The sequence below is a fragment of the Shewanella sp. Isolate7 genome, assembly GCF_022398425.1.
In the GTDB taxonomy this organism is placed as follows: domain Bacteria; phylum Pseudomonadota; class Gammaproteobacteria; order Enterobacterales; family Shewanellaceae; genus Shewanella.
The window spans coordinates 20,144-37,431 of sequence record NZ_JAKEVJ010000061.1; the positions used below are offsets into that span (position 1 = coordinate 20,144).

Annotated in this window: 14 protein-coding genes and 3 tRNA genes; 2 read left to right on the plus strand and 15 right to left on the minus strand. The window is 52.9% G+C overall.

Going from position 1 to position 17,288, the window contains the following annotated elements; genetic code table 11:
- Positions 1–31: 31 nt before the first annotated feature.
- From L1D47_RS15090 to L1D47_RS15155, 14 genes are all read right to left on the minus strand, one after another.
- Positions 32–580 carry a DUF882 domain-containing protein gene (locus L1D47_RS15090; RefSeq protein ID WP_239885872.1) on the minus strand — a complete coding sequence of 183 codons (549 nt, stop codon included), beginning with the start codon at positions 578–580 and terminating at the stop codon, positions 32–34.
- A 110-nt stretch (positions 581–690) separates the two neighbouring features.
- Positions 691–2,067 carry a L,D-transpeptidase family protein gene (locus L1D47_RS15095; RefSeq protein WP_239885873.1) on the minus strand — a complete coding sequence of 459 codons (1,377 nt, stop codon included), beginning with the start codon at positions 2,065–2,067 and terminating at the stop codon, positions 691–693.
- Between the two features lie 670 nt (positions 2,068–2,737).
- On the minus strand, positions 2,738–3,280 hold the full coding sequence (locus L1D47_RS15100) for a prepilin-type N-terminal cleavage/methylation domain-containing protein (RefSeq protein WP_239885874.1): 543 nt from the start codon (positions 3,278–3,280) through the stop codon (positions 2,738–2,740).
- Between the two features lie 352 nt (positions 3,281–3,632).
- A tRNA-Leu gene (locus L1D47_RS15105) sits at positions 3,633–3,719 on the minus strand.
- A 39-nt stretch (positions 3,720–3,758) separates the two neighbouring features.
- A tRNA-Cys gene (locus L1D47_RS15110) sits at positions 3,759–3,832 on the minus strand.
- 12 nt (positions 3,833–3,844) lie between these two features.
- Positions 3,845–3,920 (minus strand) — tRNA-Gly (locus L1D47_RS15115).
- A 140-nt stretch (positions 3,921–4,060) separates the two neighbouring features.
- Positions 4,061–4,618, minus strand: coding sequence for a CDP-diacylglycerol--glycerol-3-phosphate 3-phosphatidyltransferase (gene pgsA, locus L1D47_RS15120; protein WP_239885875.1), 558 nt, complete (start codon positions 4,616–4,618; stop codon positions 4,061–4,063).
- Positions 4,619–4,665: 47 nt separating this feature from the next.
- A complete protein-coding gene (gene uvrC / locus L1D47_RS15125; protein WP_239885876.1) occupies positions 4,666–6,495 on the minus strand; it encodes an excinuclease ABC subunit UvrC in 1,830 nt (609 codons plus the stop codon).
- A 30-nt stretch (positions 6,496–6,525) separates the two neighbouring features.
- Positions 6,526–7,170 (minus strand): UvrY/SirA/GacA family response regulator transcription factor, encoded by a 645-nt coding sequence (gene uvrY, locus L1D47_RS15130; protein WP_041407121.1) that lies wholly within the window; start codon positions 7,168–7,170, stop codon positions 6,526–6,528.
- 292 nt (positions 7,171–7,462) lie between these two features.
- Positions 7,463–8,632 (minus strand): 2-methylaconitate cis-trans isomerase PrpF, encoded by a 1,170-nt coding sequence (prpF, locus tag L1D47_RS15135; protein WP_239885877.1) that lies wholly within the window; start codon positions 8,630–8,632, stop codon positions 7,463–7,465.
- A 56-nt stretch (positions 8,633–8,688) separates the two neighbouring features.
- The gene (acnD, locus tag L1D47_RS15140) at positions 8,689–11,277 is read right to left on the minus strand and encodes a Fe/S-dependent 2-methylisocitrate dehydratase AcnD (RefSeq protein WP_239885878.1); all 2,589 of its coding nucleotides are present in this window, start codon (positions 11,275–11,277) and stop codon (positions 8,689–8,691) included.
- 164 nt (positions 11,278–11,441) lie between these two features.
- Positions 11,442–12,566: a 2-methylcitrate synthase gene (gene prpC / locus L1D47_RS15145; protein WP_041511379.1), complete on the minus strand. Its 1,125-nt coding sequence runs from the start codon at positions 12,564–12,566 to the stop codon at positions 11,442–11,444.
- Positions 12,567–12,667: 101 nt separating this feature from the next.
- The gene (prpB, locus tag L1D47_RS15150) at positions 12,668–13,546 is read right to left on the minus strand and encodes a methylisocitrate lyase (protein WP_041511380.1); all 879 of its coding nucleotides are present in this window, start codon (positions 13,544–13,546) and stop codon (positions 12,668–12,670) included.
- Between the two features lie 12 nt (positions 13,547–13,558).
- Positions 13,559–14,227: a GntR family transcriptional regulator gene (locus tag L1D47_RS15155; RefSeq protein ID WP_239885879.1), complete on the minus strand. Its 669-nt coding sequence runs from the start codon at positions 14,225–14,227 to the stop codon at positions 13,559–13,561.
- 397 nt (positions 14,228–14,624) lie between these two features.
- Here L1D47_RS15155 and L1D47_RS15160 point away from each other — a divergent pair, with 397 nt between their 5' ends.
- Positions 14,625–16,334 (plus strand): S16 family serine protease, encoded by a 1,710-nt coding sequence (locus tag L1D47_RS15160; RefSeq protein ID WP_239885880.1) that lies wholly within the window; start codon positions 14,625–14,627, stop codon positions 16,332–16,334.
- Positions 16,335–16,401: 67 nt separating this feature from the next.
- Positions 16,402–16,917, plus strand: coding sequence for a bifunctional 3-hydroxydecanoyl-ACP dehydratase/trans-2-decenoyl-ACP isomerase (gene fabA / locus L1D47_RS15165; RefSeq protein ID WP_041511383.1), 516 nt, complete (start codon positions 16,402–16,404; stop codon positions 16,915–16,917).
- Between the two features lie 58 nt (positions 16,918–16,975).
- On the opposite strand, the gene rmf is transcribed toward fabA, so the two are convergent.
- Complete coding sequence (gene rmf, locus L1D47_RS15170) at positions 16,976–17,152, minus strand: ribosome modulation factor (protein WP_082035666.1); 177 nt, start codon at positions 17,150–17,152, stop codon at positions 16,976–16,978.
- Between the last annotated feature and the right edge of the window lie 136 nt (positions 17,153–17,288).

Consider the following 17,288-nt stretch of genomic DNA (forward strand, 5'->3'; position numbering starts at 1 on the left):
AACCTTAAGTGAGTTAACGCCGGCATTTAGCTTACCAGGTACGGACCGGGCCGGTATCGACGTGCACAAATCCCGAGCTTGGGTAATAGCCTACCCCACCGAGTTTAAGGGAGATCGCCGCATCACGCAGATCTTTAAGATTGACGTCTGGCAACGCGATGTCCATCGCCATCCCCTTCATGTGATAACTCTTCTTCGCGACACCTGAGCTGCGACTGGCCAGCATCTGATTGGTCTTAGGCGAACGATAACCTGAGATCACATGAAAGTCTTCATCAACCTGTAAAGTCTGCTTCAGCGAGAACAGTAGATCGAATAGACGCTTATCCATGGGCGCCGTTTCGTTTTGACGATGATCTCGCAATAGGTGATTAAAATCATTCAAGGTATTTGTTTGATAATCACCATCAACCCAATAGCTTCCCTGCCCCCGTTCTCCGGTGTGTCGATTGTAAAACCCTAAGGCTCTTACTCCTTGTGTCGAGTGGCTCGCTCGAGCTTTAGACGGCACCATAGAAAACATTGCTACACCACCTAGGCCTAATAACAACTGCCTACGCGCAGGACAAACTATCGTCACATCAACACCACCGTTTACTTTTTAACCAAAACAGCGGACAAATTAACCTTAAATAGCGGGGAGATCAAGTGTTAGTTGATGCCTAAGCCTGATAAACACTGGGCTAGCGGCTATTTGGCAGCCTGAAGACTCAGGCTAATATTTTGATTCTTTTTGTATATGTCGTCCCTGAACTGAGCAACATTGTCGCCGTCCAGCCAAGAGGTCCAATACACCAGATGTATTGGCAGGCCAGCATCGAAGGCAAACCATTGGGTCTTATCTCGCTCAATTTGCATGCGCACCCAGGTCTGCTTATCTCGCACTAGGTTTGAGGCCATCCAGTTGGCTAACTGTTCGACTTTCTCTACCCGAATGCAACCCGATGACAGTGCCCTGTCACTACGTTGGAACAAGGCCTTGTCTGAGGTGTCATGGAGATAGACGCTATACTCATTCGGAAAGAAGAACTTATACCGCCCTAGCGTATTGCCAACTCCAGGCTTTTGCACCAGACGGTAGGGAAATTTGCCCTTTGCGATGTCGCGCCACTCATCGTCACTCTTAATAACACGCTCTCCCTGATAGTTAAACACCTCGAAATTTCGGCTGCTGATATAGCTGCCATCCTCCCTCACCTTGGGCAGCAAATCATGGGTTAACAAGCGACGGGGCACCCGCCAACTGGGATTGAGTACCAAATTTTTTATTTCACCACTGATAATGGGCGTCGGACGGTAGGGCTTACCAACGATCACCTTAGATTTAAGTGCCACGCGATTATCATCCACCAGCCACATCTCGTAGGCGGGGATGTTGATCAGCAGATAGCGCTCCCCTATGCCGGCAAGATATTTAGCCCGATCAATAAAATTAAATGCCAGCAGCTGCGCGCGCGCTCTTGGGGTGCGATTAAGCCAACCCAAGGTAGCGGGGCCGATGATGGCATCGGGCTTGAGGCCGTGGCGGGTCTGAAACTTAATCAGCGCCTCTTTTAACGTCTCATCAAAATACTGCTCACTGGTATCGCCTTGGGGGTAGTCGCCAAGGGCCTGCAGGCGCGCTCTTATCTCAGGGATCGCCCTATGGCTATCGCCAAGCCTTAACCAGCCTTCCACGGCCAGTGGCGACCATGATTCATGACCGGCCAACCACAACAGATAACGCACCCGATTACTCAACATCAGATAGTCTGGCACATGGGGCTCGCTGGCAATCACCGCGGCAAAGGGATCCTTAAGCTCAGAGGAAAAGTTTCCAGTCGGTATCCCCTGACGCTGCCAGAATTTGGCTGCCGCCTCTGCAATGGGATAGAGCTTTTCGGGGGGCAACGGCAGCGCTGCCGCTAGCTGCTGACGATAATGGTCAAACTCGCTGGAAGCATCGGCAAGATGAATCACCTCAATCTGATTAAGCAACGCCTGATTTCCCGCGGCGAGTCGCTCGTCGGCTACAACCAGGCTTGACCAGCACAGCAGAAGCAATATGAAAATGCGTCTCAAAGCCATAAATACCTCCTTGGATAATTATGGCTCATAGATCTCAGGCCAACCTAGGCGACTAAAGACGGATTTTTTATAAGCTAGTGCCCGGTCCATACAAACCGGGCATGTTGATACAGCGGATTAGAGCGGCAATTAATGCTTTGCGGAGTGGGCTATCAACTCAGGGTAGAGCGTGTGACTAGAGTTTTCCCCGTAGCAGGGTAATGCCTTAGCTGCCAGTTTTCGTTCCCTTTTTCACGGTTGTCACGAATATAGTTAAAGTAACAATAGGTGTTACTGAGGCTTAGGGAAGGTGCGAACAAGTCGTCGCACAGCTCTGGCTTTGATAGCAGCGACAGTTCAAGGCATTCAACTGAGGGCATGCCGAGGCCTGCTGAAGTTGAATAACGCCGAAATGGTGTTGCTATCAAAGCCCCGCAGGGCGAGGCTTACAGCGGTATTTGCTGCGTTACAGTTCTTGCGAAGGACTAGGGCCATTCGCTGCAAACTGTGCCTTGCATCTATCCACTTTAAGCACACGCAGAGCAAGCATCGCACAGCTCTGGCTTTGATAGCAGCGACAGTTCAAGGCATTCAACTGAGGGCATGCCGAGGCCTGCTGAAGTTGAATAACGCCGAAATGGTGTTGCTATCAAAGCCCCGCAGGGCGAGGCTTACAGCGGTATTTGCTGCGTTACAGTTCTTGCGAAGGACTAGGGCCATTCGCTGCAAACTGTGCCTTGCATCTATCCACTTTAAGCACACGCAGAGCAAGCACGGGACTTATTCGCACCTTCCTTAGGTCCCCACCTGAGTACCAATAGATAATATCGGTCGAACCACCAAATGACGCGTCATCATGAGATGCTAACTGGTGGTCGCTGTTATCTAACAAACCTTCCCAAAGCTGACGACAGAAATCACCTTGTAACTGGGTACCGTTGTTGCCGCCGGTTTGCGTCGTCTTACCCAATGGATAACCTGTGGTGGTGGAGTCAATTGTGCCGTCGCCAAAGCAGGCTAGATCGACCACATGGCCGCTGGCTCCGGAAGCGGCCCAACAACTGTGATAGAGTGACACGCCTGAGGTAAAGGCGGAAAATGCTCCCTTCGCCGCACTGTCGTGGGCATCCTGGCTTAATGAAACAAATCTGGGCAATGCAACCACCGCCAGAATAGCCAACACCACAATCACCACGACTAACTCAATCAGGGTAAACCCGCTCATTTTACGCATATCGATTCACGACCTTAATAATGGTTCCATTAAACAATTCGTTCGTTGTATTACTGAGGAAGATGCGAACAGGTCTCATGTGTGCTCTGTGTCGGCTTACAGACCTGGATGCAGGCGTGGTTCACGGCAAATGGCCCAATTCCTTTGCAAGAAGCACAACACAGCAGATAGGCCTGTAAGCCACGCCCTTCGGGGCTTATTCGGGGCTTATTCGCAATTTCCATAACTTCCCAAAACCCCATCAAGCACATGATAAAAATTAGATAACACTATGATTTATAACGAGTAAATAGAGTTTTCACACAAACAAAAAGGCCCCAACTTGCGTTGAGGCCTTTTTGTCACCAAATGATGGTACCCGAGGCCGGACTTGAACCGGCACGCTGTTACCAGCGAGGGATTTTAAATCCCTTGTGTCTACCAATTCCACCACTCGGGCAAAGTGTGTTTTACCGCATCGTTGCACTAAAACATAAAGTGGAGGCGCGACCCGGAGTCGAACCGAGATCGACGGATTTGCAATCCGCAGCATAGCCATTCTGCCATCGCGCCTTAGGCTAAGATTGGAGCGACATATCGGGTTCGAACCGATGACCTATACCTTGGCAAGGTATCGCTCTACCAACTGAGCTAATGTCGCCTATTTCATCTTATTTCGCGTCAGCGTCTTACCAATGTTTCCCCTGACTGCGGAATGGCATTCTACCGATTTACCCTCAAGTGTCAACGCCCTATTTCACCTTAATGCACTGTTTGCACACTAAGTGATCGCATTGCATTTTAATTGTTCGATTCGTCGGTAAGATCTGCCCATGCGGCCATAATGTAGCTCACCATAGACCAAAACGTTAGGATAGCCGCCACATAAAACAGCCCCATAGCCGTATAAGTCAGAAAATCATTGGGCTTCCAGATCAGGCCTATGATGGCCACCATCTGCGCCGCCGTCTTATATTTACCTATCCAGGACACAGCCACCGCACCGCGCTTCCCTATCTCGGCCATCCATTCACGCAGTGCAGAGATCACTATCTCGCGGCCAATCATAAACAGCGCAGGCAAGGTCAACCAGATATTCTGATATTCGGCGACCAAGAGTACCAGCGCAGTGGTGACCATGATCTTGTCGGCCACCGGGTCCAAAAATGCACCAAATCGAGTCGATTGCTGTAATTTTCGCGCCGCATAGCCATCTAATGCGTCGGTCACCGCCGCCAGCCAGAAAACGAAGGCTGCCGCGAAGGGTGACCAGCTATAGGGCACATAAAAAAGCACTACAAAAACAGGTAGTAATATTAATCTAAAAAATGTGAGAGCTATCGGTACATTAAACGGCATGTGAAAACCAATTATCTAAAAGCAGCGCCAATCTTGCCTTAATTTTCTCACCCTCGCAACGCATCATGTATTGTTTGTGCCATTTCTAGGCTAATGCCCGGCACTTTAGACAACTGCGCTACGCTGGCTCCCTTAACTTGCTGTAATCCCCCGAGGTATTGCAGCAGCGCCTTCCGACGCTTTGGTCCGACGCCCGGGATAGACTCGAGTGTCGAGGTATTACGCGTCTTCTGACGTTTGTTACGATGGCCTGTGATGGCAAAACGGTGCGACTCATCGCGAATGTGTTGAATCAGGTGCAGCGCACCTGAATCTGCCGGCAAACTAAAGGCCACCTCGTTTTCGCCATAGATGAGGGTCTCGAGTCCGGGCTTACGCCCCTCCCCCTTGGCCACGCCGATGAGTGTCGGCGCCACATCCAGATGAGCAAACTTTTCATTCACCACCTTCTGGGCAATTCTCAGCTGCCCCATACCACCATCGATAAACAGGACATCGGGTATCTTACCGTCTGCCTCTATCTTATCGAAGCGGCGGCCAATCGCCTGTTTCATCGCCGCATAATCATCCCCCGGGGTGATGCCATTAATATTATAACGGCGATATTCCCCCTTGGCCGGACCTTCGCGGTTAAAGACCACACAGGAGGCAACCGTGCTCTCGCCCATGGTATGGCTGATATCGAAACATTCCATGCGATTGATCGCCTGGCTCTGCTCCAGCGCTTCTTCTAACAATAGGAAACGCTCTTCGACGGTATTTTGATGAGACAGCCGCGTCTCAACCGCATTTTTGGCGTTGGCATCGGCGATACGCAAGAAACTGGCGCGCTCGCTACGCACCTTGGTCTTGATCAGCAGACGCTTGTTAGAAGCCTGAGCTATCGCGTCTTCGAGCTCATGAATATCGTCAAACTCGTGGCTGACCACTATCTCCCGTGGCAGGGTGCGCTGGCTGTCGAGATTCAGATAAAACTGCAACATGAAGGCGCGCAGTACCTCGCTGACCTCTGTCTCGTCGGGCACACTCGGATAATAGCTGCGACTACCGAAGATCTTACCGCTGCGAATAAACAGCAGATGAAAACAAGCGATCCCCGACGCATAGTAGGCGCCAATCACATCCATGTCACCGGAATCGCTGGAGACCTCCTGCTGCTCGGCGACGCGGCGCAGCGCGCTTATTTGGTCGCGATAACGGGCGGCTTCTTCATAATCGAGCGCCAACGCCGCCTGTTCCATCTTAGCAACTAAGGTGGCGATCACCTGCTGATCCTTGCCCCGCAGAAACAGGCTCGCCAACTTCACCTGCTCGCCGTAATCCTCATCGCTTATCTTACCCACACAGGGGGCGCTGCAGCGGGCGATTTGATATTGCAGGCAGGGACGAGAGCGCGCCTTATAATAAAGATCGTCGCATTGACGGATAGGAAACAGCTTCTGCATCAGATGCAGGCTCTCTCTCACCGCGCCGCCGTTAGGATAGGGCCCAAAATACTGGCCCTTCTCTCGCTGAGGCCCACGGTGATAGGCCAGTCTTGGATGTCGATGGCCACTCAAGAAGATATAGGGATAAGACTTATCGTCTCTGAGCAGCACATTGTATCTGGGCATGTACTGCTTGATGTAATCGTTTTCCAGGATCAGTGCATCTGTCTCGCTGGGGGTCAGGGTCACATCGATGTTGGCGATGTGAGAGACCAGCGCCTGGGTCTTTACATTAGGGAGATTACGTCTGAAATAGGAGCTTAGGCGTCTCTTGAGATCTTTAGCCTTACCCACATAGATGACGACACCGTCGGCGTCATACATACGGTAGACGCCGGCGGAGGAAGAAACGGTTTTTAAAAATTGGGTAGCATTGAAGCTGTCTGTCACATCGAGCCCATCATCGCGCAGGTTAACAAATTAGAATTGGCCAGTATCCAACATCTTATAACGGATCGCCAGCCTAGTGAGCTCGACATCGCCACTGATCCCAAGCTTGGCAAATAAACGATATCGATAGCTATTGACCGTCTTGGGACTCAGGTTGAGCTGCTCGGAGATGTCACTGACCCGTTCGCCATTGGTGATCATCATCATGATCTGCAATTCGCGTTCAGACAGCGACTTAAACGGGTTATCTTCCGACTGATTAAACTGACTCAGCGCCATCTGCTGAGCGATCTCAGGTGACAGATAGCGCTGACCATGGGCCACCTGACGAATCGCCTGTATCACCTCGGGTGGCGTTGCCCCCTTGGTCAGATAGCCTGAGGCACCGGCCTGCATCACCTTAGTCGGGAAAGGATCTTCGGTATGTATGGTCAAGACGATGATCTTGGCATGGGACTGATAGCGCAATATCTTCCGCGTCGCCTCGAGTCCGCCTATGCCGGGCATATTCATGTCCATCAGGATCACATCTGCCTCATTATTGCGGCACCACTGCACGGCAGATTCGCCATCCCCTGCTTCACCGACAACCTTGATACCGCGCTCATCCTCCAGGATGCGGCGGATGCCTGTTCTCACTAACTCATGGTCATCAACTAAAAATACGGAAATCAACGTGAATCTACCCTTCAGCGAATACTCGGCCCACATATACGGCATGTCGGCAACACTTGGTAATTTATCCCAAATGGGATAAAGAAGAAAGCGGAAATTAAGTTCAACTAAGCATATGAATTATAAGTGAACTATTTTTATCCGCAGCAAAGCTTAAGCCACAATTATAGCACTCGTTCCTCAGCCCTAGACGCCCAATCATACTAAAGCATTAATGCGCTAGCCCATAGATACGAAAAAGGATGCCGTAGCATCCTTTTTTATCAACTCGATTTATCGACTCAGCAGGCCGCTAGCCTAACGACCCAGGGACACAGACCCAGCCCTGCATCAAGACCCGAGCGCTACGGCTCATGGTGACCTTTTCGACCTGCCACTTGCCTGCCTGTTCACTGGCTTTGGCTCCCACCTTGAGGGTGCCAGAGGGATGGCCAAAACGCACGCTCTCTCGAGCCTGACCGCCAGCCGCCTGATTCACTAAGGTGCCGGGAATCGAAGCCGCGGTGCCTATAGCCACCGCTGCGGTGCCCATCATGGCATGATGCAGCTTACCCATAGACAGGGCGCGCACGTGCAGATCGATCTCATCTGCCGCAATCGCCTTGCCGCTGGAGGAGGTATAGGCCTTAGCCGGCGCAACAAAGGCTATCTTGGGCGTGTGCTGACGACCCGCCGCCTCGTCGAGCGACTTTATCAGCCCCATCTTGAGGGCGCCGTGTGCGCGTATGGTTTCGAAACGCTCAAGCGCTGCCGCATCGCCATTGATCGCCTCCTGAAGTTCGGTGCCCTGGTAACCGAGCTGCTCCGCCTTGAGGAAGATAGTTGGGATACCGGCATTGATAAATGTCGCATCGAAAACAGGCTCGCCCGGGACCTCAAGCTTATCGACCAGGTTACCGGTGGGGAACATATCTCCCTCGCCGTCTGCTGGGTCGACAAACTCCACCAGCACCTCGGCGGCCGGGAAGGTCACGCCATCGAGCTCAAAATCGCCCAGCTCCTGCACCTCGCCGTCCACCATAGGCACATGGGCGATGATGGTCTTATTGATGTTGGCCTGCCAGATCCGCACCACGGCGGTACCATTTTCAGGAAGCTTAGCCTTATCCACCAGCCCCTGACTAATGGCGAAGGCGCCAACCGCCGCCGTCAGGTTGCCGCAGTTACCGCTCCAGTCGACAAAGGGTTTGTCTATGGCCACCTGACCGAAGAGGTAATCGACATCATGGTCATCTCGCCGGCTCTTAGCCAGAATCACCGTCTTACTGGTGCTGGATGTGGCGCCGCCCATGCCGTCTGTCTGCTTACCATAGGGATCTGGACTACCTATCACCCGCAGCAGCAGGGCATCACGGGCCGGGCCCGGCTGCTGGGCATTTTTCGGCAGATCCGTTAACGCAAAAAAGACCCCCTTGCTGGTGCCGCCGCGCATATAGGTTGCCGGAATTTTCATCTGTTTCATTGGCTTATCCTTTTAAAAGCGGGCACGGCACATCTGCCCTACCCGCTATGACTGCCTTAGGCGTTCGCTTCTAGGAAATCCTGCGCGAAGCGCTGCAACACGCCGCCCGCCTGATAGACCAGCACCTCGTCGGCCGTATCTAAGCGACAGGTCACAGGCACCTCGACGCGCTCACCGTTTTGACGGGTGATCACTACAGTCAGATCCGCTCTCGGCGTTGGCTCACCGATCACATCGAAGGTCTCGCTGCCATCGATGCCATAGGTGTGGCGGTTCTCACCGGCCTTGAACTCCAGCGGTAACACGCCCATCCCCACTAGGTTAGTACGGTGGATACGCTCGAAACCTTCGGCGACGATCGCCTCAACACCGGCCAATCTCACCCCTTTGGCCGCCCAGTCACGGGAAGAACCCTGGCCATAGTCGGCGCCTGCGATAATGATCAGCGGCTGCTTACGATCCATATAGGTCTCGATCGCCTCCCACATGCGCATCACCTCACCTTCTGGCTCGAGACGAGTCAGTGAGCCTTGCTTCACTTCGCCGTCCACCAACGCCATCTCGTTGATCAGCTTAGGGTTAGCAAAGGTCGCGCGCTGAGCCGTGAGGTGATCGCCCCTGTGAGTCGCGTAGGAGTTAAAGTCGACTTCCGGCAGCCCCATCTTGGCCAGATACTCACCTGCCGCACTGCTGGCCAGGATGGCGTTTGAAGGCGAGAGGTGATCTGTGGTGATGTTATCGCCCAGTACTGCTAGCGGACGCATCCCCTTGAGGGTACGCTCACCGGCCAATGCGCCTTCCCAATATGGCGGACGACGAATATAGGTACTCTGTGGGCGCCAGTCGTACAGCGGATTGACATCTTCGCCATAGTCCACCGCCAAGTCGAACATTGGGGTATAGATATCCCTAAATTGCTGCGGCTTCACGCTCGCCTTGACGATAGCGTCGATCTCCTCATCGCTCGGCCAGATATCTTTTAGGCGAATCGGCTCGCCCTTGGCATCATGACCTAAGATATCTTTCTCGATATCGAATCTGATGGTGCCTGCGATAGCATAAGCTACCACCAATGGCGGCGAGGCCAGAAATGCCTGCTTAGCATAAGGGTGGATGCGGCCGTCGAAGTTACGATTACCCGACAGCACGGCGGTGGCATAGAGGTCTCTGTCGATCACCTCTTGCTGGATAACAGGATCCAGCGCGCCGCTCATGCCGTTACAGGTGGTACAGGCAAAACCGACGATACCAAAGCCCAGTTGCTCCAGCTCAGGCAGTAGCCCGGCATCCTTAAGGTAAAGCTCGGCCACCTTAGAGCCTGGGGCAAAGGAGGTTTTCACCCAGGGCTTGCGCACTAGGCCCATCTCGTTGGCCTTCTTGGCGAGCAAGCCCGCGGCAATCACGTTTCTTGGGTTACTGGTGTTGGTACAGCTGGTGATGGCGGCGATGATCACCGCGCCATCTGGCATCAGCTTCTCATCCTGCTCGACCACGCCGGCAATGCCTTGGCTGGCCAGCTCACTGGTGGCCACCCGGCGATGCGGGTTCGAAGGACCGGCAATGTTACGCACTACGCTGGAGAGATCGAAGGTCAGTACCCTCTCATACTCGGCGCCTTTGAGGCTATCGGCCCACAGCCCTGTGGTCTTGGCGTAGTTTTCCACCAGCTTGACCTGCTCGCTGTCTCGGCCTGTGATGGTGAGATAGTCGATGGTCTGCTGGTCGATATAGAACATGCCCGCCGAGGCGCCAAATTCAGGCGTCATGTTGGAGATGGTGGCGCGATCTCCAAGGGTAAGATCTGCAGCGCCTTCGCCGAAGAATTCGAGATAGGCAGAAACCACCTTCTCCTTACGTAAAAATTCAGTCAGGGCCAACACGATATCCGTCGCCGTGATGCCACTCTGACGCTTGCCGGTCAGTTCGACACCGACAATATCCGGCAGACGCATGTAAGATGGGCGGCCCAACATGACATTCTCAGCTTCCAGGCCGCCCACGCCGATGGCGATAACGCCCAGGGCGTCAACGTGTGGTGTGTGGCTGTCGGTACCCACTAAGGTGTCGGGGAAGGCTACACCGTCACGCGCCTGGATCACGGGAGACATCTTCTCCAGGTTGATCTGGTGCATGATGCCGTTACCGGGCTGGATCACATCGACATTTTTAAAGGCCGTCTTGGTCCAGTTGATGAAATGAAATCTGTCTTCGTTGCGTCTGTCTTCGATGGCGCGGTTCTTCTCGAAGGCATCTTTTTCAAAACCTGCATGCTCAACCGCCAGTGAGTGATCGACAATCAGCTGAGTCGGTACCACAGGGTTGACCTTGGCGGGATCGCCGCCCTTGTCGGCGATGGCATCACGCAGACCGGCAAGATCCACCAGTGCGGTCTGGCCGAGAATGTCGTGGCACACCACACGCGCCGGATACCAGGGGAAGTCGAGATCGCGCTTACGCTCGATGAGTTGGCTTAGGGCATCATTTAGCAGTTCGGGTTCGCAGCGCCTTACCAGGTTTTCAGCCAGCACCTTAGCGGTATAGGGCAGTTTGTCATAGGCACCGGCGCTCAGGGCTTCGACGGCGCTGCGGGTATCGAAATAATCGAGCGCGCTGCCGGGAAGCGGTTTACGGTGTAGAGAGTTCATAGGATCATCCAAGCTATGTATGAGTTAACGCGACCACATTGAGTCAGCCCCAGACCTTAAGGCGCCGGGGCTGATAAATGGGCCTATCTTTTGTAGCGTGTCGGTCGCGACCATCTTGAGATGGTCAATTATCTTTGGCTAACTGACCATCTTTCTTTGACCGATTATCTTTCGCTAATAGGCACCACTTTGCGCGGCGCAGAACCGATATAGTCCGCACTCGGTCTGATGATGCGGTTGTTAGCGCGCTGCTCCATCACGTGAGCCGCCCAGCCAGTTAAACGCGAGCAGACAAAGATAGGAGTAAACAACTTAGTCGGGATCCCCATGAAGTGGTAGGCAGACGCGTGGAAGAAGTCGGCGTTACAGAACAGCTTCTTGGTATCCCACATATACTCTTCACAAGCCACAGAGATGTCATACAGAGAGGTATCACCGAACTCTTTGGCCAGCTTTTCAGACCAGGCCTTGATGATCACATTACGTGGATCTGATTCGCGATAGATGGCATGACCAAAGCCCATGATCTTCTCTTTGCGTTCCAGCATACCCGCCATCTGCACCTTGGCATCTTCTGGCGAGCTGAACTTCTGGATCATCTCCATCGCCGCCTCGTTAGCACCACCGTGCAGTGGGCCGCGCAGTGAGCCGATAGCACCTGTGATACAAGAGAACATGTCAGACAGCGTCGAGGCACAGACGCGCGCGGTGAACGTTGAGGCGTTGAACTCATGCTCAGCATACAGAATCAACGACACATCCATCACGCGGCGATGTTGATCCGAAGGCGTCTTGCCGTTCAGCAACTTAAGGAAGTGACCGCCTAGCGAGTCTTCATCGGTCACACAGTCGATCTCGACGCCGTCGTGACTGAAACGATACCAGTAACACATGATGGCAGGGAATGCCGCTAGCAGACGGTTAGCCGCTTTATGCTGCTGGCTGAAATCGGTTTCTGGCTCCAGGTTACCCAGGAAAGAACAGCCGGTACGCATCACGTCCATTGGATGAGCATCGGCCGGAATACGCTGCAGCACCTCTTTCAGAGTCTGCGGCAGGTCGCGCATCGACATCAGCTCGCTCTTATAGGCATCGAGCTGAGCCGCATTGGGCAGTTCGCCATTAAAGAGTAGGTATGCAACCTCTTCGAAGGTGGCGTTGTCGGCCAGATCCGAGACATCGTAACCACAATAGGTTAAGCCAGAGCCTGATTTGCCCACTGTACATAACGCTGTTTCGCCCGCACTCTGTCCACGTAGTCCGGCGCCGCCTAATTTTTTATCTACCATAACGTCTTCCTATTATATTTTTGTCTATCCCTAGTACTGCATCATCTAGGTTGTAGGGGGTATGCTGTCAATTTGGCCCACCCTAGGCGGGCCCTTAGGTGTTACTTGTTCTTACCTTCGGCAAACAGGCTGTCGAGCTTCTGCTCGTAGTCGTGATAACCAAGATAGTCATAAAGCTCCATACGGGTCTGCATGGTATCGAGTACCGCCTTCTGGTCGCCGTCGCGCAGAATGGTCTGATACACATTCTCCGCCGCCTTATTCATGGCTCTAAAGGCACTTAGCGGGTAGAGCACCATGGCTGCGCCCCACTGTCCCAGCTGCTCGCGATTCCACAGCTCTGTCTGACCAAATTCGGTGATATTCGCCAAGATGGGCACATCTAAGGCCTCGGCGAAGGCGCGGTAATGTTCCTCTGTTTTAACAGCCTCGGCGAAGATACCGTCGGCGCCGGCAGCCACATAGGCCTTGGCACGTTCGATAGCCGCCTCTAGTCCTTCCTGGGCGAACGCATCGGTACGCGCCATGATGAAGAAGTCTGGGTCTGTGCGCGCATCTACCGCCGCCTTGATGCGATCGACCATCTCGTCAACCGAGACGATCTCTTTGTTAGGACGATGACCACAACGTTTCTGAGCCACCTGGTCTTCCATGTGTACGGCCGCCGCACCGGCCTTTTCCATGTCCTTGATGGTCTTGGCGATGTTAAATGCCCCGCCCCAGCCGGTATCGATATCCACCAGTAGCGGCAGATCGCAGGCCGAAGTGATACGCTGCACATCCGCAATCACGTCATTTAACGAGGTCATCCCCAGATCGGGCAGACCATAAGAGGCGTTTGCCACCCCGCCGCCTGAGAGATAGATGGCCTTGTGGCCGATCTGCTTGGCCATCATGGCCGTGTAGGCATTAATGGTACCGACAATCTGTAATGGCTTATTGTCGGCCAAGGCCTGACGGAATTTCTTTCCTGCGCTCATGCTCGCTTCCTCTTATGACTGAATTGATGAGAGTTTGTTTCTGATGTTGTTTCTTGAATAGGTGATATGTCTGCGCATCAGCATCTCGGCCAGTTCCTGATCACGATTGGCGATCGCCTGCACTATGTGTCTGTGCTCATCGTAGGCGGTAGTGACTCTAGGGCCCGCCATGCCAAGCTGTACGCGGTACATACGCACCAGATGGTAGATGCCATCGAACAACATAGAGATAAGATGCTTATTCTTGCTGCCCAATATGATGCGGTAATGAAAATCCACATCGCCGGCCTCTTGGTAATAGGACTCACCTTGTTTGACGTCTTGAAAGTGGCTGATAAGCAGGGCTTCGAGCTCGGCTATCTCTTCATCACTCATGTTCTTCGCCGCCAGGCGCGCCGCCATGCCCTCAAGGGATTCACGGATCTCATACAAGGCGAGAAGCCCCTCCTCGCTTAAGGCCACCACTCTGGCCCCTACGTTGGCGCGGCGCTCGACGATATGACAAGATTCGAGACGATTGATCGCCTCGCGGATCACAGCCCGGCTAACGCCATAAGTTGTCGACAATTCTGTCTCGCTCAGCTTAGCGCCCGCCGCTATCCCCCCTTCGACAATGTCTTGCCTGAGTTGATAGAAGGTTTTATCTGCCGTGGTCACGGGCGTTTGGCTGTATCGGGTCATGATTATTGTGATCGCCGTCAAACAATTAGTTGTCGACAATATAGCCATCAAATTCACCTTTCTCAAGCCAAAAACGGAAAATTGTCGACAAAAAGGCTTGGTTTTCGACTAAAGTCGTAACGAATCCGATACAAAGCAGGAGAGAAACCACCCCGAAACCAGGTCGTTAAACCGTCATCTAGATTTAAACCGTGCAGGCTAATCGACCCGTTATATCGACTCGCACGCGCGCTTGAGAATGGGTATTGGCTAACGACCGCCTCCAAGTAAACCCACTAAGATTGTCGACAAATCACTGCATTGAGATGAAACCTTAGGAATCTCTACTCGAAACAAAGATCGAGCCTTGGCCAATCTGTGCTAACATCACCCCATGTTTCAATAATTCACCCCAGAAATGATCGCACATTCCATCGACGCCACCGCTTTATCGCCCCAATTTGACTTACCCCAGGTTGACCAGCTTAAGCCAAATCTTCACAGTCGCCTCCTCGGCCAGGAGCGCACCCTAGACGCCTTCAACCTATTGGCTAAGGCAAAGGGCCAACATATGTACCTGGCCGACCAAAGCGGCATCGATAGACTGGCGTTGATAAAGGCATTAGTTGACTACCAAGGGCATAGACCCACTCATTACCTTAATCGCCTGACGCCGGACGCCAATTTGACGTGGCAGACAGCAGCTGGAGAAGAATCCCTTTGCCAGGCGGGTAAGCCTTATCGCTATTTGAGCGGCGCCATTAAACGCCGGGATCTCATCGGCCATCTCGATAGTCATGACCCAAATATCTATCATCCCGGCGCCCTGGCCGACTGCGATTACCTATTTATCTGCGCCGAGTCGCTGTGGAAACGCGAGGCCCTGTGGGAATTGGTGATGGAGGCCGCCCACAGCGGTGAGTATCTGCTGCACTCTGGCTGGCCAGCGATCCCCCTACACAGCAAGATCATTCTGGTAGGCAGTAGCAGCCTATATAGTGTCAGCTACCTGGAGGAGCACAACTTTCCCGCAGCCTTTCCGCTGCTGGGTGAATTAGTGGATGAGATAGATCTCAATGAATTTAGCGAGTTGGATTATGGCAATTACCTGATGGAGATTGCTAACGCCAATGAACTCTCCTTAACGCAATCGGCCTTGGCGCCACTGTTTAATCACAGTGCCCGCCTGGCCGAGCATCAGCGCCATCTGAGCCTGGAGACTCAAGGAATAAGCCAGCTTATGGTTCAGGCCAGCCTCTACGGCAACAGTAAGGCGTTAAATGGTGACAGTGTCACTCTGGCCCTCGCGAGACACCAGGCTCGCCACAATGCATCTCAGAGCCTGTCGGCACAGAGCTTCGATGATAACTTTATTAACCTACCGACCAAAGGCGCCATGATTGGCCAGATCAACGGCCTGACCGTGTTAGACGCCGCCGAATATACCTATGGCGAACCGGCGAGGATCACCGCCGCCGTGCATTATGGTGACGGTGAAGTGGCCGATATCGAACGTAAGGTAGAGCTGGGTGGCAACATACACGCCAAGGGCTTGATGATCCTCACCTCCTGCCTCTACCGTATCTTCGGTAAAGATGCGCCATTGCACCTTAATGCCAACATAGTGTTCGAGCAGTCTTACCAGGAGATCGATGGCGACAGCGCTTCACTAGCCGAATATTGCGCCCTGATGTCGGCAATTGCCGAGCAGCCGATTGACCAAGGTATCGCCGCAACCGGCGCGATAGATCAGTTTGGTCAGGTGCAAGCCATCGGGGGCGTCAACGAGAAGATCGAAGGCTTCTTCGATCTGTGTCAACGTCGTGGCCTCACGGGAACTCAGGGGGTGATCATCCCCGCCTCCAACGTTCAGCAACTCAACCTGGCCCCTGCGGTCATCGCCGCCGTAGAGGCAAAAGAGTTTCACCTGTACCAAGTCGAGCATACCGATCAGGCCGTGGCCATCTTGATGAACAAACCCGCCGGCAGCCGCGATGACAATGGCCAATTCCCCGAGGAAAGCCTATATGGCATGGTGCAGGCGCGATTAGAAGGGCTCGCGGGTTATCCCGATGAAGAGCGATCTTTTTTTGCCAACTTGCTCCAGAAACTGAAACTTTCTAGCTGATCGGAGTTGTTTGGCGTACACGTGTTAGCTAACCTTGGCGACTCAAATTGCTAGAGTGAAGTTAACAATGAATAAAGCTAACAGTTTCAGTAAAGAAGAATTGGTCGCCTGCGGCCACGGTAACCTTTTTGGCGCCAACTCGCCACGCCTGCCTATCGACAATATGTTGATGATAGATCGCATCACTAAGATCAACGATGACGGTGGTGAATTTGGTAAGGGTGAAATTGTTGCTGAACTGGATATCGATCCATCACTCTGGTTCTTCGATTGCCATTTCGAGACAGATCCCGTGATGCCAGGCTGTCTGGGTCTTGACGCCATGTGGCAGCTGGTTGGCTTCTTCCTCGGTTGGGAAGGTGCCCAGGGTAAAGGTCGCGCACTGGGTGTTGGCGAAGTGAAATTCACCGGCCAGGTACTGCCCGATGCCAAGAAAGTCACCTACAAGTTAACCATCAAGCGTAAGGTCTATAGAAAGCTAGTCATGGGTATCGCAGATGCCGTGATGGAAGTCGATGGCCGCGAGATCTATTCAGCCACAGATCTGAAAGTCGGTATCTTTACCGATACCTCAAGCTTCTAAGCAATTAACATTGCGCTAGATATGAAAATGCCCTCTAAACAGAGGGCAAACAGCTAAATCACTTGTTGAACAGGCCGCTGAGACGGCCATCGACGCCTTCGCGCCACCCTCCGAGCCATTGTGATTTAGAGTCTAAAGTAGAATAAGGACAGTTATCCTTCGAGCGGCCACCTATCCCGGCCTGGAATCCCTTTGAAAAAGCTCTATCGAGACGATCTCTTTTTTGTCTTTTCATGCAAGCATCCTCTGTTCTCAAATCCTAAAGGCCGAAGCCTCATCCATAGAAATAGAACTTTTTCATCACGAGATCAATCAAAAATTTACCTTTCGAAAGGGTTGTTATTTAAACGCATGAGTTCATTATTAATAAA

Excerpts from the sequence above, each read along its gene's own strand:
- pgsA (WP_239885875.1), bottom strand. The coding sequence starts at position 4,618 with ATGCCGTTTAATGTACCGATAGCTCTCACATTTTTTAGATTAATATTA.
- rmf (WP_082035666.1), bottom strand. The coding sequence starts at position 17,152 with ATGAAAAGACAAAAAAGAGATCGTCTCGATAGAGCTTTTTCAAAGGGA.
- acnD (WP_239885878.1), bottom strand. The coding sequence starts at position 11,277 with ATGAACTCTCTACACCGTAAACCGCTTCCCGGCAGCGCGCTCGATTAT.
- fabA (WP_041511383.1), top strand. The coding sequence starts at position 16,402 with ATGAATAAAGCTAACAGTTTCAGTAAAGAAGAATTGGTCGCCTGCGGC.
- L1D47_RS15155 (WP_239885879.1), bottom strand. The coding sequence starts at position 14,227 with ATGACCCGATACAGCCAAACGCCCGTGACCACGGCAGATAAAACCTTC.
- L1D47_RS15095 (WP_239885873.1), bottom strand. The coding sequence starts at position 2,067 with ATGGCTTTGAGACGCATTTTCATATTGCTTCTGCTGTGCTGGTCAAGC.
- prpB (WP_041511380.1), bottom strand. The coding sequence starts at position 13,546 with ATGAGCGCAGGAAAGAAATTCCGTCAGGCCTTGGCCGACAATAAGCCA.
- prpF (WP_239885877.1), bottom strand. The coding sequence starts at position 8,632 with ATGAAACAGATGAAAATTCCGGCAACCTATATGCGCGGCGGCACCAGC.
- L1D47_RS15160 (WP_239885880.1), top strand. The coding sequence starts at position 14,625 with ATGATCGCACATTCCATCGACGCCACCGCTTTATCGCCCCAATTTGAC.
- prpC (WP_041511379.1), bottom strand. The coding sequence starts at position 12,566 with ATGGTAGATAAAAAATTAGGCGGCGCCGGACTACGTGGACAGAGTGCG.
- L1D47_RS15100 (WP_239885874.1), bottom strand. The coding sequence starts at position 3,280 with ATGCGTAAAATGAGCGGGTTTACCCTGATTGAGTTAGTCGTGGTGATT.